General features: G+C 65.3%; 25 protein-coding genes and 1 pseudogene. 11 read left to right on the top strand and 15 right to left on the bottom strand.

Features of this window, described 5'->3' with window-relative positions; genetic code table 11:
* Positions 1–84 precede the first annotated feature (84 nt).
* From GDI_RS12450 to GDI_RS12415, 8 genes are all read left to right on the top strand, one after another.
* On the top strand, positions 85–738 hold the full coding sequence (locus GDI_RS12450; protein WP_012226654.1) for a cytochrome c3 family protein: 654 nt from the start codon (positions 85–87) through the stop codon (positions 736–738).
* Complete coding sequence (locus GDI_RS12445; RefSeq protein ID WP_012226652.1) at positions 726–3569, top strand: 4Fe-4S dicluster domain-containing protein; 2844 nt, start codon at positions 726–728, stop codon at positions 3567–3569. Before GDI_RS12450 ends, GDI_RS12445 begins: the two co-directional genes overlap by 13 nt.
* Entirely contained in the window at positions 3566–4912 is a 1347-nt protein-coding gene (nrfD, locus tag GDI_RS12440; RefSeq protein ID WP_012226649.1) for an NrfD/PsrC family molybdoenzyme membrane anchor subunit, read from the top strand. The genes GDI_RS12445 and nrfD overlap by 4 nt, the downstream gene beginning before the upstream one ends.
* On the top strand, positions 4909–5427 hold the full coding sequence (locus GDI_RS12435) for a DUF3341 domain-containing protein (RefSeq protein WP_012226647.1): 519 nt from the start codon (positions 4909–4911) through the stop codon (positions 5425–5427). The genes nrfD and GDI_RS12435 overlap by 4 nt, the downstream gene beginning before the upstream one ends.
* 122 nt (positions 5428–5549) lie before the next feature.
* Positions 5550–5981: a c-type cytochrome gene (locus tag GDI_RS12430; RefSeq protein ID WP_231854116.1), complete on the top strand. Its 432-nt coding sequence runs from the start codon at positions 5550–5552 to the stop codon at positions 5979–5981.
* Positions 5978–7006: a hypothetical protein gene (locus tag GDI_RS12425; RefSeq protein WP_012226643.1), complete on the top strand. Its 1029-nt coding sequence runs from the start codon at positions 5978–5980 to the stop codon at positions 7004–7006. The genes GDI_RS12430 and GDI_RS12425 overlap by 4 nt, the downstream gene beginning before the upstream one ends.
* A complete protein-coding gene (locus GDI_RS12420) occupies positions 6999–7391 on the top strand; it encodes a hypothetical protein (protein WP_012553380.1) in 393 nt (130 codons plus the stop codon). The genes GDI_RS12425 and GDI_RS12420 overlap by 8 nt, the downstream gene beginning before the upstream one ends.
* Complete coding sequence (locus GDI_RS12415; RefSeq protein WP_012226640.1) at positions 7388–8146, top strand: SCO family protein; 759 nt, start codon at positions 7388–7390, stop codon at positions 8144–8146. The genes GDI_RS12420 and GDI_RS12415 overlap by 4 nt, the downstream gene beginning before the upstream one ends.
* 86 nt (positions 8147–8232) lie before the next feature.
* Here GDI_RS12415 and GDI_RS12410 read toward each other — a convergent pair whose 3' ends face one another.
* The 11 genes and pseudogenes from GDI_RS12410 to GDI_RS12365 all read right to left on the bottom strand — a co-directional run bounded on the left by GDI_RS12410 (position 8233) and on the right by GDI_RS12365 (position 17052).
* A complete protein-coding gene (locus tag GDI_RS12410) occupies positions 8233–8682 on the bottom strand; it encodes a hypothetical protein (RefSeq protein ID WP_012226638.1) in 450 nt (149 codons plus the stop codon).
* Positions 8682–8960, bottom strand: coding sequence for a hypothetical protein (locus tag GDI_RS12405; RefSeq protein ID WP_012226636.1), 279 nt, complete (start codon positions 8958–8960; stop codon positions 8682–8684). Before GDI_RS12405 ends, GDI_RS12410 begins: the two co-directional genes overlap by 1 nt.
* Positions 8957–9292, bottom strand: a complete 336-nt coding sequence (locus GDI_RS12400) for a hypothetical protein (protein ID WP_041249432.1) — start codon at positions 9290–9292, stop codon at positions 8957–8959. Before GDI_RS12400 ends, GDI_RS12405 begins: the two co-directional genes overlap by 4 nt.
* 9 nt (positions 9293–9301) lie before the next feature.
* Positions 9302–11248 carry a glycosyl hydrolase family 28-related protein gene (locus GDI_RS12395; RefSeq protein WP_012226631.1) on the bottom strand — a complete coding sequence of 649 codons (1947 nt, stop codon included), beginning with the start codon at positions 11246–11248 and terminating at the stop codon, positions 9302–9304.
* The gene (locus tag GDI_RS18625; protein WP_012226629.1) at positions 11245–12237 is read right to left on the bottom strand and encodes a glycine-rich domain-containing protein; all 993 of its coding nucleotides are present in this window, start codon (positions 12235–12237) and stop codon (positions 11245–11247) included. Before GDI_RS18625 ends, GDI_RS12395 begins: the two co-directional genes overlap by 4 nt.
* A 25-nt stretch (positions 12238–12262) precedes the next feature.
* Positions 12263–12952, bottom strand: a complete 690-nt coding sequence (locus GDI_RS12385) for a putative phage tail protein (RefSeq protein ID WP_012226627.1) — start codon at positions 12950–12952, stop codon at positions 12263–12265.
* Positions 12949–13707: pseudogene (locus GDI_RS12380) on the bottom strand (baseplate J/gp47 family protein); the annotation flags it as partial. The pseudogene GDI_RS12380 and the gene GDI_RS12385, both read right to left, overlap by 4 nt.
* Positions 13708–13806: 99 nt before the next feature.
* Entirely contained in the window at positions 13807–14586 is a 780-nt protein-coding gene (gene istB / locus GDI_RS12375) for an IS21-like element ISGdi17 family helper ATPase IstB (protein ID WP_012224987.1), read from the bottom strand.
* On the bottom strand, positions 14576–16096 hold the full coding sequence (gene istA, locus GDI_RS12370; protein WP_012226622.1) for an IS21-like element ISGdi17 family transposase: 1521 nt from the start codon (positions 16094–16096) through the stop codon (positions 14576–14578). The genes istB and istA overlap by 11 nt, the downstream gene beginning before the upstream one ends.
* 213 nt (positions 16097–16309) lie before the next feature.
* Positions 16310–16621: a hypothetical protein gene (locus GDI_RS19795; protein ID WP_157871046.1), complete on the bottom strand. Its 312-nt coding sequence runs from the start codon at positions 16619–16621 to the stop codon at positions 16310–16312.
* On the bottom strand, positions 16621–17052 hold the full coding sequence (locus GDI_RS12365; RefSeq protein WP_231854115.1) for a hypothetical protein: 432 nt from the start codon (positions 17050–17052) through the stop codon (positions 16621–16623). The genes GDI_RS19795 and GDI_RS12365 overlap by 1 nt, the downstream gene beginning before the upstream one ends.
* Positions 17053–17170: 118 nt before the next feature.
* On the opposite strand from GDI_RS12365, the gene GDI_RS12360 reads away from it, so the two are divergent.
* On the top strand, positions 17171–17428 hold the full coding sequence (locus tag GDI_RS12360; protein ID WP_041249429.1) for a hypothetical protein: 258 nt from the start codon (positions 17171–17173) through the stop codon (positions 17426–17428).
* Between the two features lie 111 nt (positions 17429–17539).
* Here the strand turns inward: GDI_RS12360 and GDI_RS12355 are convergent, their stop codons facing one another.
* The 3 genes from GDI_RS12355 to GDI_RS19185 are packed head-to-tail and all read right to left on the bottom strand — an operon-like array spanning position 17540 to position 18917.
* On the bottom strand, positions 17540–17800 hold the full coding sequence (locus GDI_RS12355; RefSeq protein ID WP_012226617.1) for a helix-turn-helix domain-containing protein: 261 nt from the start codon (positions 17798–17800) through the stop codon (positions 17540–17542).
* Positions 17797–18636 carry a ParB N-terminal domain-containing protein gene (locus GDI_RS12350; protein ID WP_012226616.1) on the bottom strand — a complete coding sequence of 280 codons (840 nt, stop codon included), beginning with the start codon at positions 18634–18636 and terminating at the stop codon, positions 17797–17799. The genes GDI_RS12355 and GDI_RS12350 overlap by 4 nt, the downstream gene beginning before the upstream one ends.
* The gene (locus GDI_RS19185) at positions 18633–18917 is read right to left on the bottom strand and encodes a helix-turn-helix domain-containing protein (protein ID WP_157871044.1); all 285 of its coding nucleotides are present in this window, start codon (positions 18915–18917) and stop codon (positions 18633–18635) included. The genes GDI_RS12350 and GDI_RS19185 overlap by 4 nt, the downstream gene beginning before the upstream one ends.
* Before the next feature lie 230 nt (positions 18918–19147).
* On the opposite strand from GDI_RS19185, the gene GDI_RS18620 reads away from it, so the two are divergent.
* A complete protein-coding gene (locus GDI_RS18620) occupies positions 19148–19585 on the top strand; it encodes a helix-turn-helix domain-containing protein (protein WP_050935032.1) in 438 nt (145 codons plus the stop codon).
* A gap of 29 nt (positions 19586–19614) precedes the next feature.
* Here the strand turns inward: GDI_RS18620 and GDI_RS12340 are convergent, their stop codons facing one another.
* A complete protein-coding gene (locus tag GDI_RS12340) occupies positions 19615–20673 on the bottom strand; it encodes an IS481-like element ISGdi10 family transposase (protein ID WP_012222646.1) in 1059 nt (352 codons plus the stop codon).
* 139 nt (positions 20674–20812) lie between these two features.
* On the opposite strand from GDI_RS12340, the gene GDI_RS12335 reads away from it, so the two are divergent.
* Positions 20813–21139 carry a S24 family peptidase gene (locus GDI_RS12335; protein ID WP_050935029.1) on the top strand — a complete coding sequence of 109 codons (327 nt, stop codon included), beginning with the start codon at positions 20813–20815 and terminating at the stop codon, positions 21137–21139.
* Positions 21140–21339: the final 200 nt, after the last annotated feature.

The raw sequence follows: 21339 nt of genomic DNA, 5'->3' as shown, positions 1-21339 counted from the left end.
CGTTTTTCATCCCGGATGCGTTCGAGGGGGGAACGATGCGCGGGTGGATCGGGCCGCCCTGGTCAGCAAGGTGGAACATGGCCGATGGCGGCGGTATTCACTCCACGAGCCAATGTCATCGTTACCGTGGTGATGCTGGGGATCGTGGGCGCCGTTGCCGGTGTGTGCCTGTGGTGGTTTGCCTGGCCACGGTCGGATTACGTTCGCCATGTCGGGTGGATAATCCAGCAGCCGGTCCCGTTCAGCCATCAGCATCATGTGGCGGGGCTGGGCATCGATTGCCGGTTCTGCCACAGCAGCGTGGAACGCAGCGCGCAGGCCAGCCTGCCGCCGACCTTCACCTGCATGACATGTCATTCCCAGATCTGGACCAACGCCGCCCTGCTGGCGCCGGTTCGCGACAGCCTGACGGAAAACAGGCCGATCGTCTGGGCGCGGGTCACGGACGTTCCGGACTACGTTTATTTCAATCACAGTATCCATGTCTCGAAAGGCGTGGGGTGCGAGAGCTGCCACGGCGACGTGGCCGGCATGCCCCTGACCTACAAGGCGAAGACCCTGACGATGCAGTTCTGCCTGGACTGCCACCGCAACCCGGGGCCGAACCTGCGCCCGCTTGCGAACGTCTATGACATGGGCTGGCACCCGGACCATGCGACACCACCGCCGACGGAACTGATGCGCGCCTACCATATCGGCGGCCGCAACCTGACGGAGTGCTCGATATGCCATCGCTAGACGGGCTGCCGGGCGACGAACGGGAGTGGATCGGGCGTTTTCCGCATCTGGAACAGGCCCTGGCGCATCCGCTGGACCGGCGGCGGACGCTGAAACTGATGGCCCTGGCGCTGGCCGGCGGCGGGCTTGCGGGATGCGATCCCGGAACGCCGGATCGCGGCTTCGTCTCTGCCGTGCGGGCGGCGCCGGGGGTGATTCCGGGGGTGCCCAACGTCTACGCCAGCGCCCATGTCCGCGACGGCTATGCCAACGGTATCCTGGTTACCCACCAGATGGGGCGGCCGACCAAGGTGGAAGGCAACCCCGGACACCCGTCCAGCCTGGGTGCCACCGATGTATTCGCCCAGGCCGCGATTCAGGATTTCTATGACCCCGACCGGGCCAGCGGGCCGCTGCATGACGGCATGCCCGCCGCGTGGCAGGAGGTCACGACCGCCCTGCAGGTCCTGCGCGCCGCGCCGAACGGCGGGGTGCCGCAAGGTGCGTCCGGCCTGCGCATCCTGACCGGAACCGTCACGTCGCCCACCCTGGGGGCGGCGATCGACGCGCTGCTGGCGGCCTATCCCGGCGCGATCTGGCATCGATGGGACGCCATCGGGCGGGATACGGTGCGGCAGGGCGCGGAACTGGCCTATGGCCGCCCGGCGATGGTGATCCCGGACCTGCGACAGGTCGATGTCGCCCTGGCCGTGGACAGCGACCTGCTGGACAGCGCGCCCGGCCATCTGCGCCATGCCCGGGCCTTCGCCGGCCGCCGCAATCCGGTGCAGGGGCCGATGAACCGCCTGTATGCCGTGGAGCCGACGCCCAGCCTGACAGGGGTAGCCGCCGACCACCGCTTCATCACGGCGCCCGCCGCCTGCGACGAGATCATCGGCCGCCTGGCCGCCGCCGTGTTGCGCAACGAGGCACCGTCGGGCGGCCCCGACTGGCTGGGCGCGGTGGTGGCCGACCTGCGCGCCCATCCCGGGCGGGCGCTGATCCATCTCGGCCCCGATCACGGGGCGCAGGCCCAGGCCGCCGTGCATGCGATGAACGAGGCGCTGGGCGGCCGGGGCAGGGCATTCGACGTCTTCGACGCACCCGATCATCGCCCGGCGCGGCCGACATCCACCCTGCCGGCCCTGATGGACGACATGGAAAACGGGCGCGTCCGCGCGCTGCTGATCCTGGACGTCAATCCGGTCTATCAGGTGCCGCGTTTCGCGGCGGCGCTGCCGCGCGTCCCCCTCAGCGTCGCGCTGGCCGACCGGCCGCATGAGACGGCGCAGGCGGCACGATGGCATGTGCCGCTGGCTCATGGGTTCGAGGAGTGGGGCGATGCCCGCGCCGACGACGGTACGGCGACGATCCTCCAGCCGCAGGCGATGCCGCTCTATGGCGGTGTCAGCGCCGCGACCATCCTGCATCTTTGCGCCGGCGACGTCGCGCGCCCCGCGCGGGACCTGGTGCGGCAGACCTGGCGGCAGCATCTGCCGTCGGAACGCGACTGGCGCGCGGCGCTCGCGGCGGGTGTCGTTCCCGGCACCGCCAGCGCGCGCCTCGATACGCCGCTCGCACCCGTCATGCCGCCCGCGCCCCCTCCCGCGCCGCCCGTGGACCTGACCCTTCTACTGCGGCCCGACCCGCATCTGTGGGATGGGCGCGAGGCGAACAATCCCTGGCTGCAGGAATTGCCGCGCCCGCTCAGCAAGATCGTCTGGGGCAACCCGCTGCTGATCCCGCCGGACCTGGCGCGGTCGATGGGCCTGCGCAATGGGGACGAGGTCGCGCTGTCGGTGGGTGCGCGCCGCGCCGTGCTGCCGATCTGGGTGCAGCCCGGGCAGGCATCGGGCTGCGTCGTCGGGCTGCTGGGATCGGGCCGGCGGCGCGCCGGGGAAACGGGTGACGGGGTCGGCACCGACCTGTATCCGCTGCGCGACGTGGCCGGGCCGGTGCGTATGGTCGCCACCGGCCGCGCGGTGGCCGTCGCCTGCACCGAACACCACGCCACCCTGGTGGCCGATACGCCGTCCGACATCGTGCGGCATGGCGTGCTGGCACGGTTCCGGCAGAACCCGAAATTTCTTGGAACCGCGCAGGACGATCCCGCCCCCGCTGCCGCCCTGTACCGTCGGAACCCCGGCGCCCCGGTGGCGTGGGGCATGGGCATCGACCTGAACGCCTGCATCGGCTGCAATGCCTGCATGACCGCCTGCCAGGCGGAAAACAACGTGCCGGTGGTGGGACGTGACGAAGTGCTGCGCCAGCGCGAGATGCACTGGCTGCGGATCGATCGCAGCTATGAAGGAACGCAGGACGCACCGGACACGTTCTTCCAGCCCATGCTCTGCATGCATTGCGAACAGGCGCCGTGCGAAACGGTCTGTCCCGTCGGCGCCACGACGCATGATTCGGAGGGCCTGAACGTGATGGTCTACAACCGATGCGTCGGCACGAAATTCTGTTCCAACAACTGTCCTTACAAGGTCAGGCGATTCAACTACTTCGCCTTCGCCGAACAGGAACGCCGGCCGCCGATCAGCCGCAATCCCGATGTCTCGGTCCGCGCGCGGGGCGTCATGGAAAAATGCACCTTCTGCGTCCAGCGGATCGCGCAGGCGCGCATCGCGGCCGACCGGGACGGGACGGTGGAACAGGTGGTGACGGCCTGCCAGGCCGCCTGTCCCACGCAGGCCATCACGTTCGGAGACATCAACGACCCCGATGCTGCTGTCAGCCATCGCAAGGCCAGTCCGCTGACCTATGTCGCGCTGCCCGAACAGGGCACGCATCCGCGCGTGACGTACGAGGCGCGCATCCGCAATCCCAACCCGGCGATCGAACTGTGAGCGCCCCCGCCGTCGTCGCACCGGGCGAGACCGCGCAGTCGCTGACCGAACGCATTTGCGCGGTGACGCTGCGCGAGGACGCGCGCCCCTGGACGCCGCTGTGGTGGTGGGGGGCGTTCGCGGTGTCGCTGGGGCTGCTGGGCATGGGCGTGGTCGCGGTCGCGTGGCTGTTTTATGCCGGCCTGGGCATCTGGGGCATCGACTGGCCGGTGGTCTGGGGGCTGGATATCCTCAATTACGTGTGGTGGATCGCCATCGCCTCGGGCGGCACGTTCATCTCGGCCCTGTTCTTCCTGCTGGGGGTGGAATGGCGTACGGCGCTGAACCGCCTGGCGGAAAGCCTGACCCTGTGCGCGGCCCTGTGCGCCGCGATCTTTCCCATCCTGCATCTGGGGCGGCCCTGGTTCTTCTACTGGCTGTTTCCCTATCCGAACACGATGGGACTATGGGCGCAGTTCCGCAGCCCGCTGGTGTGGGATTTCTTCGCGATCCTGACCTATGTTCTGGCGTCGATCCTGTTCTGGTATTTCGGCCTGCTGCCGGACCTGGCGACCTTGCGCGACCGCGCGCGGGGGCAGGGGCGGCGCATGTTCTACGGGGTGCTGGCCCTGGGTTTTCGCGGTTCGGGCACCCAGTGGCGGCATTATCGCGCGGTCTATGCCGTGATGGCCGCGCTGATGGCGCCGCTGGTGGTGTCGGTGCACAGCATCGTGGGCATGGATTTCGCGGGCAGTGCCGCCACCGGCTGGCATTCCACGCAGTTTCCGCCCTTCTTCGTCTTCGGTGCCGCCCTGTCGGGGTTCGCCGTGGTGCTGATGGCCATCCTGCCGCTGCGGTCGCTGCTGGGCCTGCAGCCCTATGTGACGGAGCGGCACATCGACGTGCTGGGCCGGCTGTTCCTGACCAGTTCCCTGTGCGTCGCCTATGCCTATCTGATGGACGCGTTCGCCACGTTCTACGGGCCCGACCAGGCGGACCGGACGATGTTCCTCATGCGCGCCTTCGGCCTGTACGCGCCGGTCTATTGGGGCACCATCGTCCTGAACATCGTGTTCCCGCAATTGCTGTGGTGGCGCGCGGTGCGGCTGACCCAGCCCCTGGTCTGGCTGATCGGGCTGGGCGTGCTGGTCGGCATGTGGCTGGAGCGGTTCCAGATCATCGTGACCAGCCTGGCGCGCACGCAATTGGCCTCCGCCTGGGGGCAGTACACGCCGACGATATGGGAATGGAGCCTGCTGTTCGGCACGATCGGGCTGTTCCTGACCACGTTCCTGCTGATCGTGCGGCTGATGCCGGTGGTCGCGATGGCCGAAATGCGGGCCATGCTGCGGGGGCCGGCATGATCGTCGCCGCCTTCGCCACCGAGGCCGGAATGCGGAAGGCCGCCGCCGAAATCCGGCGCGGCGATCCCGGATTCGTGGAAACCTACATGGCGATGGAACCGCGCGAGGCGGAAGACGACGGTGCCGGGGACGGGCATATGGCGGGCGGTTCCATCCTGCCGGCGGTCATGCTGTTCGGCGGGATCGTGGGCGGGCTGGGCGGCTTCCTGATGCAGGCCTATGCCACGACCATCAGCTATCCGCAGAATATCGGTGGCCGGCCGGACCTGTCCTGGCCGTCCTATGTGCCCACGACCTTCGAACTGGCGGTCCTGGGCGCGGTGGTCGCCGGCATGGCCGGATACCTGCTGCTGGCCCGGATGCCCCGCCTGTACGATCCGGTGGACGAGGCCGAGTGCATGCGCACCGCCATGCTGGGATTCTATGTCCTGGTCGCGCGCCCCACCGACAGCGCCCGCGCGCACCGGGTCCTGGCCCGCCACGCCCCGATCGGGATCGAGGAGGTAGCGGAATGAGAGGCTGTTTCAAAAGCCCCGCTGCTGGCGATCCGACGCGCGTTTTGAAACAGCCTCCGAGGCCGCGCCCCGCTTTCGTCCTGGCAATCGCGGCCGTGCTGCTGGTCGCCGGCTGTGACGACATGACGAAGCAGAGGAAGCAGAACCCGTATGCCAGCCGTGCGACCGCCCCGGGCGAAGTTCCGGGCGGCACCGTGCAGTACGGCGAAACCGCCAGTCCGGTGCCCCCGGTGACGATGGCGCTGCTGGAACGCGGGCGAACCGAATATCATGTTTTCTGCGCGTCCTGCCATGCCGAAACCGGTGACGGTCATGGCATGATCGTGCAGCGCGGCTTTCCCGCCCCGCCGCCGCTGGCCATGTCATCCCCGGCCGCGTCCAGGCCGCAGTTTCTGTACGACGTCGTAACCGGCGGCCGGGGCATGATGTACGGCTTTGCCCAGCGGATCGAGCCTGGCGACCGCTGGGCCGTCGTTGCCTATGTGCATGCGTTGCAGCGCAGCCAGCACATGGTGCTGGCCGACCTGACGCCGGAACAGCGGGCCGCGCCATGACCCGTACCCCGCCCCGGACCGAAGGCGTCGCATGGGCCATCGCCGGGCTGGCGGGGCTGGCGGTGCTGGCCGGGCTGGTGTGGATGCCCCGCGCCGTCTATGGCCCTTGGCTGGCCGCATGTGCCGCCTGGCTAGGCTGGCCGCTGGGCAGCATGGCGCTGATCCTGGCCCACGCGCTGACGGGCGGGCGCTGGGGCGACATCCTGCGCCCCGCCCTGCGCGCCGGCGTGGCCACCTTGCCGCTGGGCCTGCCGGCGCTGGCCGTCCTGCTGGCGGGGGCAGGGGACCTCTATCCGTGGCTGCATGCCGGGGGTACCGCGCACGCCGCCAACCGGTTCTATTTGAATCCGTCCTTCGCGCTGCTGCGGATCGCGCTCTATGCGGGGGTCTGGGCCGTGCTTGCCATGGCGTGCCTGCGGGGGGGCAGGCTGGCGCGCATCGCGCCGGCGGGGCTGATCCTGCTGGCCCTGACCTTCAGCTTCGCGTCCATCGACCTGACGGAATCGCTCGATCCGCACTTCAATTCCAGCGCCTACGGGCTGATCGCCGCCGCCGGGGCGGGCCTGCTGGCGCTGGCCATGCTGCTGGTCCTGCTGGCGGGTTCTGCCGACGGGGCCGCGACGCGCGACCTGGCGCGGCTGTTGCTCGGCCTGACGGTGCTGTGGGCCTACCTGGATTTCATGCAGTTCCTGATCATCTGGCAGTCGAACCTGCCGGTCGAGGCCGCCTGGTACGGCCGCCGCCTGCATGGCGGATGGGGCGCCGTGGCGGTGGGGATCGTGCTGCTGCATTTCCTGCTGCCCTTCGTGCTGCTGATGCTTGCCCCGCTGCAGGTCCGGCGCCCGGTCGTGCTGGGTGCGGCGGCCCTGCTGGTGACCATGGAGGTCGCGCGCAATCTGTGGCTGGTCCTGCCGGAACGCGCGTCGGTGTCGGTGATGCTGACGCTGGCGTCGCTTCTGCTGTTCGCGGGGGCGGGGGCGGCACTGTGCCTCCGCACGATGCAGCGCGAGGCCGCCCATGCCTGACGATCCCGCCCCCGCCGCGCCCCCGCATTTTTCCCGCCCCCGGCATGAAGTCCGGGATGTGGCCCTGCGCCCGGTCCTCGTGGTCGGAATCGGGGTGGGCGTGGCGGTGGTGATGCTGGCGGTGCTGGCCAACATGCTGTTTCCGCAGCACACGCTGGACACGGAACTGCGTGGCCCCCTGCCGCGGATGGCCGCGCCCGCCCTGCAAAGCGACCCGCCGGCCGACATGGCGGCCTTCCGCGCGGCGGACCTGGCACGGCTGAACGGGTTCGGCTGGGTGGATCGCGCGGGCGGGGTGGCCCACGTGCCGATCGACCAGGCGATGCGGCAGGTGGCGCGCGACGGTATTCCGGACTGGCCATCCGCCGGGGCGGACCGGCCATGACGCCCGGACCGACGATCGGGCGCGCCATGGTGGCGGCGCTGGCCCTGGCGGTATCCACGGCGGCGTGGGCAGGTCCGATGCAGGACCTGGCCTTCACCCAGCGCCAGGGGGCGATCGTGCCGCTCGATGCGCGTTTTACCGACACGGCGGGGCGCACCCTGCCGCTGGGCGCGTTCATGGACGGCCATCCGGCGATCCTGTCGATCGGCTATTACACCTGCCCCAATCTGTGCGCGCTGGAACGCGAGGACCTGCTGCACGCGCTGGATGCCGGCGGCCTGAAGACGCCCGACGATTACACGTTGATCGTCGTCAGCATCGACCCGGCCGAAACCGCCGCCATGGCGCGGCAGGCCCGGCAGGACGACCTGGCCAGCCACGCCACCCCGGGCGCCGACCGGGGCTGGCATTTCCTGGTCGGGCAGACGGCGTCGATCGCGCGCCTGTCCCAGGCGGTGGGGTTCCACGCGCGGTACGATCCGGCATTGAAGCAGTATCTGCACCCGATGGGACTGGTCTTCATGACGCCGGCCGGCATGGTCTCGGGCTACGTGCTGGGGGTCGGCTACCGCCCCGGCGATGTCCGGCAGGCCCTGGCGCGGGCGGCGGCGGGACAGCGGGCCGAGGCGTCGCCGGTCCTGCTGCTGTGCTTCCATTACGATGCCGCCACCGGGCGCTACACGCTGGCTGAAGCGGGCCGGCAGGTTTGGAACAGCAGGACACCAGGAATGGAACCCATTTCTCCGGGGTTCTGAGGGACCGTTAAGGGCGTAATTAGGCCCCACTTAGTTCGAAATCAGTACCTCCCCACGTTGCCCGCGCGCATGGCTTTCCCGGCAGTTTATCCGTGCGTGGGTTCAGCACGCGGCTCGGCTGCGTCAACAGCCTGTGCCCCCGCCGTCTCACCATCAGGCACTGTCTCAGCGGGGAATGGATAAGGCGGCAGTGGCTCGAACGCGCGTAGCGGCAGTCCGGCCTTGGCCTCCAATTCGTGGACGATCAGCCTGGCGCCGATAGCCTCGGCGTGCAGGGCTTCCAACAGGTCTCGCGTGCGCCAGCCGGTCGAGCGCAGCGCGCCGATCTCGTCGCTGGCGGAGAGCAGCGATCGCGTCAGCGCCTGCTCGCGCTTGCTGGCCAGATCAAGCGCGGCCAGGGCCTGCTGGCCGGCGTCATACTGGGCCTTCTGCGCCTGGAGACGGGCATGCTGGAGCTTGGCGAACCACCCGGACGCCAGGCCAACGACGGCCCCGGCCGGTCCCGACCATTCATTATAGAGGGCGAGGAGGTCCATCAGGTCACGTCCAGGGTGCCGTTCACCAGGGCGACCGTTCCCGCGCCCAGCATAAGCGCACCATCGGCATTCAGCGTCGCCAGCGAATTCCCGCCCACTGACGCGGCAAGCGCCTGCATCAGGTTGGCAACTTCGACGGTCGATCCGTCCGACATGGTGAACTGGAGCGCGCCGCCCTCGACGATCTCGGCCGAGGCGATGAACGGGGGAGGCGAGAGAGCGGTCCCAGGCGCAATGACGACGCGCATCGGCGAATTGGTCAGCGGCGTGACGTTCATGGAGTAGGATTCCCGATCTGGGTGACGCCAGGGATCACGGTGACGGCGAATGTCTCGGTCGCAGTGACCAGGCCGGTCGGCGAGGTGAAGACGACGTCGCAGAGATAATTTCCCGCCGCCCATGTCGCTGTCGAACCCGCAAACGACAGGTTGAGGATACCCGTGGTGTTCGCCGGCACGACAGCCGAAAGCGCGGCGATCTGGTTGCCTTGGCTGTCGCGGATCTGACTCGCGAAAACGAAGCCAGTCAGATCGACCAAAGTCCCATCATCATGCTCGACCTTGCAGGTCAGAACAAAGGTAGTCCCTGCCTTGAGAAGAAAGCCGCTCATTTGCTTCGCTCAATACCCAGAGCACTTGACCAACAGGGTATCCCCCGCGACCCAAGGGTGCTGCGCACCGTCTGTGCCAAAATTGGCCAGGGCGGACGATGTGGTCGTCGATCCGGTCTGCCGGGTCTGAAACACCGTGGCCGATTGGGTCGTGATATCCGACGCGTCGCAGACCCAGCCGTGATAGGCTGGCGGCAGCGTCAGGACGCCCGACGATCCCGGTGACGTGCCGACCGTGAGCGAGAACGCGGCCGACCCGTTCGTCTGGAGCGTCGCACCCGTCCCGAACCCGCTGGCGACTGCCGGGCCCGTCGAACTGCTGACAAGGGAGGAGGCAGCGTAGAGCGACGGGTCCAGGATGCTGAGCGCGCCGGCCCCGCGGTAAAACGTGCCGGCCGTGCCGGGCGTCAGGCTGACACCGTTCAGCTTCACGGCCGGGTTGTTGCCGTATGATCCCAAAGACAAGGTGTAGGTATAGGAGGGCGACCCCGCCGCCGTGACCGACAGCCCGTTGAATTCGGCCAGCGTGTTGAGGATGTCAGGAGCGGTCACGTCACTGGTGTTGCTGGCGTCGATCTGGACCGCCGCGACCTGCGGGGCCGGCGTCTCGCCCGCGGCGATCGTCTGGCCCGCCAGGTAATTCGGCGTATCGCACTGGACGTTGCTGTAGACGGTATGACCTGACCGTTGCCAGATGCACTCAAGGCCTGGACGCACGACACGCAGGTTGGCGACCGTGAGGCCGTTAGAATGCAAATCTGTGACGAGCCCCTGCATCTGAGGCTGGATGGCTGTGCAATTCACGCACGAGGACCCCGCCAGCAGCGCGTTTGTCGATCCATCGAAGTTTTCATTGCTGCCGGACAAGTAGAATGCAACGCCGCCCTGTGCGTATCCCCACCCACCACTCGGCAAGGTAGGCGTCCGCTGCGCATACCACGAGGTCAAATTCGAGAACGAGGCGCCCGCACCTCCGGATGTGTCGATCCAGAATCCGTCGTGCGACATAAAGTCCGTGCTGTCCGAGACAATGGCGCCCGTCGCCGTCAGCACATCGACGCCAGCACCCTGGTTATATACGGGGGTGCTGCTATGATTCCCGACGCCACAATACGACGTGTGGGTTTGCGTGACAGTAGGGCTCTTGGGGGCAGGTGTCGTAGTCTGGGCGCCCGTGGTTAGGCTGAATGAGCCGAGGCCTACGCAGTTGTCCCAGCCGCGAGTGACGGTCCCCTCGAATCGGGCGTAGTCTGCCATGACCAGTACGGCATTCCCCAGGCCGTCATTGGTGTGCGTGCCGATCGTGGTGTTGTTCCACGCCAATGGAACGAATGGCCCGGTGCTGAGGAACTGGGCCCCGTTGTGGTCGATCGTGCAGCCCCGAAACTCAGCCATGACCGCCGAAGGCTCGATGACCAGGGCCGGTGACGGGGCATATCCCGCCCGCGCGACGGTCAGCGTCGTCTGCGGGCCGTCACAATAGACGCGCTGGCCCGGCGTCGTCATGTCGATCCACCCGGCCGTGATCGTATATTTGCCCTGCGGGATATACACATTCCGCCCGGTCGCGATCGCCTGATTGATCGCGCCGACCGCGTCGGTCGCGCCGGTATTGTCGGCGCCATAATCCAGCACGTTGACGACGTCGCCGAGATGCGCGGCCAGCGTGCGGGACTGGGTGCTGGCGACAATGCCGTTAACCGTCTGTGCCCCGTCCATCGTCCCGCCGATCACCGACGGCGTCGTCAGCTTCTGGGTGGTGGACGATCCGCCCGCGACATCGACCTTGGCTTGTTGCATGGCCGTCAGCTGGGCGGCGGTCAGGATCTGGCCGGGAGAAAATTGCGGCACCGTCGACTGGGCACGGAGAGGTCCCGGCACGAGGACAGCAGTGGCGCAGATGATGATACCGATGATACGCAATAGAAGCGTCACCCCAGCGTCTCCCTTGGTCATGGCAGGAACCGATACATGATGGCGCCGCCGGCGCCTGCGCCGCCCGAATATACGGTGCCCGAACCGGACACGTCGTACGCACCCCCACCGCCGGCCCCCCAGGCCACGCCGGCAATGCCGCCGCCCGCGCCCGCACGGCCGCCGCCGCCCCAATGAGAGGGCGCTCCGCCCCCCGCGAAGACGTAATTCTGTCCCTGCCCGTCACCGCCGCTGCCGCCCTTGATCTGGGCGATCTGCAAGACACCGGCCGATGCCTCCGAGGCGTAATCTCCGCCGGATGCCCCGGCCGAACCGTTCGCGGAATACCAGGTTGCCCCGCCACCCCCGTTCGCCGTGGCAAGGATGGTGCCGTTCACCGAGACGGCGCTGGCCCCTCCCGCCGCAGCGGCAGCCGTGCCGGCGCCTCCGGCCCCTCCGGAGCCAACGGACAGCGCGACGGCTGCCCCGCTCGTGACCGATAGCATCGCGTACACGGTTGCCGCAGCTCCGCCCCCGGCACCGGATATCGCGCCACTGATCGACGTGCCCTGACAGCCCGCACCGCCGCCGCCGCCGCCCGTCATCCAGATTTCCAGGCGGGTCGCCCAGGCGGGCGTTACCACAGTTCCGCTGGCGGTCGCCGTGTTCCAGGGGCCGGATGCATCCTGGATCGACGTCGCCAGAGCCGTCTCCTTCTGTTCCGCTCGCGTGACCTCGTTTTGCAGGTCCGTCGCCGCCGCCTTGCTCGATTGCAGGTTGCTTTCGACGGTCGAGGCACGCAGGTCCTCCGCTTCGACGGCGGCAGCAATCGCCTGCGCAAGCAGCGTGTCGTCGGCGGCATTGGGTGTGATGCCGTACGCCTTCATCGCGGCGATCAGCGTGTTCGTCACCGCATTGAGGTCCGCCGCCAACAGCGATGTGCCGGGGACACCATTCACGATATCCCGGTCTGCGTATTGTCTGCGCCCCTGGCTGTCCGTGACGTAGTTCGCCGCGCTTGTGTAATCCATTACAGAGATCCTGCATCAGACGCGATCACGAGATCGCATCCACATTGAGGTTGAAGGTATCTAGGACCGCCCCTGTCGGGCCTGGTCCGAACCCGAAGACCACGGTGGTATCGGCAGGGCTCATTGTCTGGATCGGACAGATCAGCATTGCCGCTTCGTTTGCGATCGCCGGCGGCAGGATGTCGCCGCAGACCGTGACGCCGGAGACACCGATTCCGCAGATCGCCGCCTCGGGCTCCAGACCCGTATTGCCGGGCTGGATATTGACGACCCAGATGAACCGGTCCGTTTCCTGGCTACAGACATCGACGCCGCAGACGGCCGCGCCGCAGATCGCGGGCTCGGGTTCGTCGATCGTGATGGTCACACCGACCGAGGCGGCCATCTGGGTGTAGAAATCGATGCTCTGGCCGCCGGCATACGTCCAGCGCTGGAAGTCCAGCGCCTGGCGCTCGGCCACCGTAGTCACCAGTTGGTCGCGGCCGCATGGGTCGGGCCCCAGGACGGCCTCGTAATCCGACAGCAGCAGCGTGCTGGTCTGGGGCGAAATCTCCAGCTTCAGCGCGTCCAGGTCGGCTTCGGTCTGCGCGCGCGTCAGCGCCATGGCGCGGTAAAGCCCGGCCAGATTGCTGCCCGCGATTTTCGGAAACGCGCGACCCGGAGGCGAGAGCTGGTGCAGCCACTGATCGACGATCTGGTCGGCCGTGCGGCTCATGACGGCGCCTGCCATGCGATCGTGCCCAGAACGGGCATCTGGTTGGCGCCGAACGCCTGGTCGGCGGTCGGCGAGACCAGGTCGTTTTCCTCGCCCGCGACGGCCGAGATCTGGGCATTGATCTGTTCGAGATAGGCCGTGCCGCCGATGCCGACGCTGAGGTAATACGGCCCCAGGACCGAAGCGACCGCCGCCTGCGCCGTGACGGTGTCCGGATTGAGCAGGATGGTCAGGTTCTGCGGCACGATCGTCGCCGCGAACACGGTGACGTTGCCGCGCACCGGGCGCACGCTGTCGATATAGGCCTGGATGGCAGTCACCTGGGCGGGCGTGGGCGCGACGCCGCCGGCCATCGCCACCGCGACCCCGACAGTCCCCAGGCCCAGCCATGCGCGGATGACGTTGACGTAGGCCGCGCCGGCCGCCTTGGCCCAGCGCTGATAATCCGCGACCGTGCCGCCGCCGACCGGGGCACGGATATTGGCGATGATACGGGCGCGCCAGCTTTCCACCGGTTCGATCGGCGCGCCGCCCGCCAGGCCATTGCCGTCCACCGCGACCGTGACCACGCCGACGATCGGCGAGACCAGCGTCAGCGCCGTGTTGGCCGCGAGATTGCCCACGGTGCCGGTCGTGGTGGCCTGGACGGACACCGATGTCGTGCTGTTGGCGGCGAGATTATACGCCTGCGTCACCTGCCACTGGACCGACCCGTCCAGCGTCAGCAGCGTGCCTTGCGGCAGGTTGACGGCCTGGTTGGTGGTGAAGTGTTAATTTCTGCTGAGATTTGACCCTGGGTTTTCATCGAGAACTGACCCGGCCTTTGGTTATCTCTGCTATGTTTTATGGGCTGGTCAAGCGGTTGCCTTTTCCTTCCGGTTCCTGGGGGCGGCGGAGCTTGCGCGGAACCGGTAGCTGTCATTTCCGGTTTCGAGGATATGACAGTGGTGGGTAAGGCGATCGAGCAGGGCTGTCGTCATTTTGGGATCACCGAAGACTTCGCCCCATTCGCTGAAGCTCAGATTGGTGGTGATGATGACGCTGGTGCGCTCGTAGAGACGGCTGAGGAGATGGAACAGCAGGGCACCGCCTGATGCGCTGAACGGCAAATAGCCAAGTTCGTCCAGGATCACGAGATCGAGGCGCAGGAGACGTTCCGCGATCTGTCCTGCGCGATTGGCGGTTTTTTCCTGTTCGAGGGCGTTGACGAGGTCGACCGTGGACCAGAACCGTATCTTCTTGCGGTGATGTTCGATCGCCTGCACGGCAAGTGCGGTGGCCAGATGGGTCTTGCCGGTTCCTGGTCCACCAATGAGGACGACGTTGTCGGCACGGTCGATGAAATCCCCGGCATGGAGTTGACGGACCATGGCCTCGTTGACCTCGGCGGCCGAGAAATCGAACCCTGCCAAATCTTTGTAGGCCGGGAACCTGGCAGTCTTGGTTTGATAGGCGATGGAGCGCACCTCTCGCTCGGCGAGTTCCGCCTTCAAAAGCTGGGAGAGGACGGGGATGGCGGCCTCGAATGCCGGCGCACCCTGTTCGGTCAGTTCGGCCGTGGCCTGGGCCATGCCATACATCCGCAGGCCGCGCAGCATGACGACGAGGGCACCGGCCGCGGGATCATGACGCATGACGGGCCTCCCCGCGCAGGGCGTCATACCGTCCGGTATCGGCCTGAGGCTCGCGTTCGAGCACCAATGCCTGCGGCGCGTCGAGCCTGGGTGCTCCTGTTTTCTTGGCGTCCGTCAGACGATGCAACGTATTGAGGACGTGTGTCTTGGTGGCTACTCCCTCCTCGAGCGCGAGTTCAACCGCGCAAAGCACGGCCTGCTCATCATGCTGCAGCACCAGGGCGAGGATCTCGACCATTTCCCGGTCGCCGCCCGTGCGCCGGAGGAGGTGCGTCTGCAGCGTCCGGAACGCCTCGGGCAATTCAGAGAAGGGCGCGCCATTGCGCAAGGCCCCGGGTTTGCGCTGGAGCACCGCCAAGTAATGCCGCCAGTCATAGATCGTGCGACCGGGCACGCCGTGGGACCGCTCGACGATCCGGGGATGTTCGCATAGGATCCGCCCCTCGGCCGCGATCACCAACCGGTCGGGATAGACGCGCAGGCTGACCGGCCGATTGGCAAAAGAGGCGGGCACACTGTAGCGGTTGCTTTCGAACTGCACGAGGCAAGTCGGCGAAACCCGTTTGGTATGTTCGACGAACCCGTCGAACGGGCGCCCTGGAACCCAGGTGAGGCACTTCCGCCGCATGGCCTCGGCGAGGCTGCCGGGCAATTCGACATGCCTCAAGATAGTCCAACGTTCCCGGCAACGCGCCTCGAGCCAGACGTTCAGGGAGGCCAGATCAGGAAAATGCGGCATCTCCTGCCAGATCTGCCGCCGGGCGTCCTGGACGGTCTTCTCGATTTGACCTTTCTCCCAACCCGCTGCCGGATTGCAGAACTCCGCCTCGAACAGATAATGGCTCACCAGGGCCGAAAAACGCAGATTGACCTGGCGGACCTTGCCGGGCCCAACCCGGTCCACGGCGGTTTTCATATTGTCAAAAATACCTCGACGCGGCACCCCGCCCAAAACGCGAAAGGCTTCCGTCAGCGCGTCGAACAGCATCTCGTGAGTCTGGAGCGGATACGCCCGCAGAATGAAGGCCCGGCTGTAGGACAGCTTGGTGTGGGCGACCTGCAGCTTGACGCGCCGCCCCCCGATCACCGCCCAGTCCTCTCCCCAGTCGAACTGGAAGGCCTCTCCGGGTTGAAAGCGCAACGGAACGAACACGCCGCGTCCCGTCGTCTGCCGCGCCCTTTGCTGTTCCGCCTTCCAGTTCCGGATAAAGGCCGCAACCCGTCCATACGATCCGTCATAACCCAGCGCTACAAGATCCACATGCAGGCGCCGCCCCGTGCGGCGCTGCTTGCGCGACTTTGACGTCTCCAGAGCAAGCCAGGTCGCCAGTTTCTCCGCAAACGGGTCCAGCCGGCTCGGACGCTCGGCAACCTTGAACTGCGGCTCAACCGTCTCCGCCCGGAGATACTTGCGGATCGTGTTGCGCGACAATCGCGTCCGACGCTCAATCTCGCGGATCGGTACATGATCCCGGTAATGCCACCGCCGGATCACACTCAACAATTCCATGCTGATCACTCCTTTAACCCCCGGACAGTTGCTCCGGGGAAGTGTCAGACACGGGTCAATTCTCAATGAAAATTTCCGCCCCTACAGGGTCAGTTCTCGCTGGAAATCAACACATTTGGGAAAAAACGCTCGAATTTGACGTTTTTGATATTTGCATGACAACCGTTCCCGCCAATAATTCGAATGAATATTTATTCGAGGTGACTGCCAAGGTCAGGATAACTTGCCGCGGCGACGCCCAAATGAAATTTGAGGGCTCGGTTTCGACCCAGTTCGATATCCTTCCAGCCATGAAGCCAGATACGATGGCCGACCACTTGCGGAATATTCTCGTGCGGCAAATACAAAGAGCGCAGCCAGGAACCGGAACTGCGAGATAGAAAGGCTCACTTTCGCCTCATGGTCAGGGAGAGAATTGTCAAAGGACATCACCCCCTGACTATCTTCCTGAACAACGAGACCAAGCATCTCTGCCGTAAAAAGCGCACCACCTTCAAAGAGGACTTCTTCCGTTACTTTGACCATCACCGACCTCCCCGAACCGCCTGGCGCCGGAGCATCCGCTCACGCTGTGCCAGGTCTTTTTTCTGTTCACTGACTGCCGCCAACTCGATCATCGGCAGATACCGCCGCTCGATCACCGCCCAGCCGTGCGGCTCCGCCATGAATTCCAGCAGCCGCCGATCACCGGTTGCATGCACCAGGGCGTCGAAACGCGGCACGCTGATCTGGTGCCCCTCACGCATCGCCGACGAATAGGCATTCAGCATCGGCAGGCTGACCGGCCGTTCCAGAATGGCCGACATCCGCGCCGCCACGTCCTCACGCGACTGCCCGCACTCCTGCAGGCTGATCGAAATCGCCCGCGACAACCGGCCGCTGAAGGAATTCGCCCGGATCAGGCGCTCATCGAACTGCACCACCGGCTCCGGCGGCATCCAGTCCAGCAGGGACATCTGTCCCGGCACAGGGCGGCGGCTCATGCGCGCCCCCGACTGCTGGCACGAGCCCGTTGCCAGACTCGCGCCAGCTTCTTCACCATGGGAAGTGCCACCAACCCCATGGAGAACCAAAATGCCCTATTACTTGAGACGACTGACCATACAGCCCGGCCTCGCCACTCCCGAGGAAGCGATCCCGGCTTATCTTGAAGCCGATCTGCACGTGACCGCCGATACGGCAGCGCCAGAACTTGGCGCAGCTTTCGGCAATATGATCGTGACGATCCGGATGAGCGAAACCACGGTTCCTTTTCCAGAGCTTCCCGCAGAAGACCTTCAATTGTGGCTTGTCGAGCTTTTGCGCGCGCGACTTCGTCCCGAACAAAAGTAAGCCCAACCTTGTCGTCTCCGGAGACGACGAAGCTCATCCGCATACCAGGAGGCGCTGGCGCTCGCGCGAGCGCCTCTTTCAGATCGGAGGGAAGATCGTTTTCGTAATCGCTCATGCCGCGCGCTCCCGCGTCTTGGCATCCGCCGCCAGAATCTCCAGAAACACCGACTGCGGCACATCCAGTTCCCACAGCAGATCGAACAGATGGTTCATGCGGGGCAGGCGGGCGCCGGTCTCCCAGCCCCAGATCGCATTCGACTGAACCCCAATGGCCTTCGCCAGGTCAGTCTGGGTCACACCCGAACGCTTCCGCTCGCGCTCGATAATCGCGCCGACGGCGACAGCCAGGGCAGCTTCTCCTCCGCCGCTCATGCGACCGCCCCCCGCACGATCTGGTCACGCTGGATCAGCCCGGCCTTGACCAGTTCCTCCAGCAGCACCCGCTGGGCCGGCGCATCCATCTTGATGATCTTCGCCGCCGCCTTGCGGCCCATCGCCAGCCACATCGCCTCAGTCGGGATGGCGGCGACCGTCTCCTCGGCCAGTTCCGAAGGCTTCTTCCCGGCTTCCAGGGCCTTCTTGACCAGAACGACCTGTTCGATCTCGTGCTCGATCTTGCCGATATAGAGCAATTCCGCCCGGTCATCGGCCAACGTCGTGCCCTGAAGCGCCCGCACGGTTTCAGGCTGGAGGGCGCGATACAGGGCGATGTATCCGTGGATGCTCCTCTCACTGATGCCCATCTTGTCGGCTGCATCGACGGCGAAACGGGGAGGCGAGCAAGTTGCAACGGTTGCAACTTGACCAACTTTTCTGTCGCCCCCATGCCGCGTCTCGGGGAATAGCCGGAGATAAACCTCCTTCCGCTCATACAGCGACCGCGCCCGCGACAGCACGTCCAGTTCGTGCTTGTACAGGTTTTCGTCGATCTCCTTCAGCCGCGCCTCATCGGCATTCAGCTTCGAAATCACCGCATCCAGCGCGTCCCAGCCCGCAATCTGCGCGGCCCGGTATCGGTGCCCACCCGCGACCAGGATGAACTTCGGCGCACCTTCCTCGCCCGATCCATATCGGACCTCAATCGCCGTATCCTGCCCGCGCTCCAGGAAGCTCTCGGCATAAATCTGGGCGACAGCCTCAACGACCGGCCGGATACGCCCGTCGAAACGCGGATCGATGTCCGCCAGCTTGACCTTCTTGACGTTCATGCCGCCACCCCGTTTGCACGAAGACGGTCAGGAATCCGGCAGGTAGGTTTCCGATCAACGACACGCGAAATCGGAGTCCCGTCCTTGTGGAAGCGGTCAGGAAACACCTCATGCGGCGCTTTCCCCAGAAGCTCGGCGATGCGCCGTTCGGAGCGGACGGAATTTCCCGGCTTGTGGATGGCTGCGGTCAACGCATTGGGGTTCAACCCCAATTGGCGACTGATGCTAGCCAAACTGCCATACCGCTTGCGCAGTTCGGCCTTAATGTCTTCGACATGCATTGGCATTGCGCACGGCTTTCGTGCCATATTGCGCCCCTCGTTCGAACCAGGCCGGCGCCAACCGGCCTTTATTTTCACCCACGGATCAGATGTAACGGTCTGATCCATAGGCCAGAGGATATGGTTATGTTCGCCATTTGGAAAGCCAAACAGAACATTCCGAACCTAAATTTTAGGTAATGTTGGCAAATTTGAGACAACACACTGACTTAAAAGGCAGAATTGAGAATATGAGCCGGGACAGTATCGCTGAACGGAATTCCGACCCCGACGCGGACAAGTTTGGCACCGCAGAGCGAGCCGAACGCTTGAGGGAGGCTGTCAGGCTGGCTGGAGGAAACACCCAGGTAGCCGCTCGTGCTGGAATCCCATTTGGGACACTCAACAACTACCTCGCCGGACGGGAGATGAAGGCGGGAACGATGATCGCGCTGGCAAAAGCCTGCGGCGTCTCTCTGGAATGGCTAGCAGAGGGAGTCGGGCCTATGGAGATCAGCAACGCCCAGCAGGCAGGGCCCGCGCACGAAGCCTTCATTCCAGCAAACCAGAACCTTGTTGATGTAAGGTATTACGATGTTCGCGCTTCGGCGGGGTTCGGGCTTCTCAATGATGAGAGACCAAAGCCAGTTATAATTAAGATTTTCTGTAGAAGTTTGCACTTTATCTGACGGACGGCTTGAAGTGGCCGGCGTGGATGCTACGCGTTCATGTGGTGTTCGACGTGGCGCCCGATATCTTTTTCGCGGGCGTGGTGGGCTGCGTCAAGGAAGGTTTGCATCGGGGTTTTGCCGAAGCAGTATCGTCCCTGGTGGGTGCGATTGCGGTTGAAGTCATCCATCCATTCGTCGAGGTCTGCCTGGAGTTCGTGGATGCTGTCGTAGATCTTGCGGCGAAAAGTGACACGATAGAACTCGTCGAGCATGGTCTTGTGGAAGCGCTCGACGATGCCGTTGGTCTGCGGGCTGCGCGCCTTGGTGCGGGTATGGTCGATGTTCTCCACCGCCAGATAGAGTTCGTATTCATGGCGGTCATGAGAGCCGCAGAATTCGGTGCCCCGGTCGGTCAGCACGCGCTGGAGCGGGAGATCGTGCAGCTCGAAGAAGGGGATGACGCGGTCGTTGAGCAGGTCGGCAGCGGTAACCGGGGTCTTGCGGTCATAGAGCTTGGCGAAGCCGACCTTGCTGTAGGTATCGACGAAGGTCTGCTGGTAGACGCGACCGACGCCCTTCAGGGTGCCGACATAGAAGGTATCCTGAGCGCCGCAATAGCCGGGACATTCGGTCTCGAACTCGCCCCAGGCCTCCTTGTCGGCCTTGGCCTTCTCCAGGGCCGCAAGCTGGCTTTCGGTGAGGATCAGCCGTTCCTGGGCCATCTTGGCTTCGAGCGCCTTGAGGCGGAGCTTCATGGTAGCGAGGTCGTGGCGCAGCCAGATGCTGCGCACCCCGAAAGGAGAGACGGTGACGCCGCGCTTGAGCAGTTCGTTGGCCACGCGGGCCTGGCCCCAGGCCGGTTGTTCGATGGCGATCGCGACCACTGCTTCCTCAACCGCCGGCTCGACGCGGTTTTTCAGCAAGGGTTTGCGGCGGGAGAGTTCCTGGAGCGCGATTTCGCCGCCTTTGTCGTAGAGCTCCTTGAAGCGGTAGAAGCTGTCGCGCGAATACCCCATCATCTTGCAGGCCTGGGAGACGTTGCCCAGTTGCTTCGATAGTTCCAGCAGGCCAACTTTGGCGCGGATGATCTTCTGGTCACGGGTCATGAGGATATCCTCCGATGGCTGCGGCGGGGGCTGCGTCGCCCGGCCACTCCGCCCCCGCCGCAGCCCTGGTTGAGCTTCAGCAGACACCATCCGTCAGATTTAGTCGAGACTTCTACAGATTTTCAAAGCCATACTTGATATGGCGAATGTGCATCCCAGCGACGCCATTATTATCCACGCCAACGGCGACAGCATGGTTCCGACGATCAATAGTGAAGACGGTCTGGTTATCGATACTAGACGATCAAACAGTTTGTCCGGCGTCTACGTCATGGTCCTCAATGGCCAGCTGCTCGTGAAGCGCCTCTCCCTGCGCGCCGACGGCAGCATTCGCATCTCCAGCGACAACACGATATACCCGCCGGACGAGGTGCCGCTGGAGAATGTGTGCTGGGGCGAGGCCGAGCGATCCGACCAGCTCTGCATCGTCGGGAAGGTCAAAATGCTCTTCCATGAGATGCCCTAAGAACCGATTACGACCCGCTGAGAGCCCCCTGAGCGCCCGGCACCGACAGTTCCAATCCAACCGTCCGCCGGCAGGGTGAATCCACCCCAAGTTCCAAATCTGCTGTCCGCGCCACCCGGGGTCTCACACCCCCCTTGCAATCCCCACACCCACCGCGCGACCGCCGATTTTCATCCCACGACATCCCCGCATATCCCACC

Origin of the sequence: Gluconacetobacter diazotrophicus PA1 5 (genome assembly GCF_000067045.1) — a bacterium.
GTDB classification, from domain to species: Bacteria; Pseudomonadota; Alphaproteobacteria; order Acetobacterales; family Acetobacteraceae; genus Gluconacetobacter; species Gluconacetobacter diazotrophicus.
The sequence above is the reverse complement of the archived record's forward strand: the minus strand, read 5'-3'. Positions and strand labels throughout refer to the sequence as shown.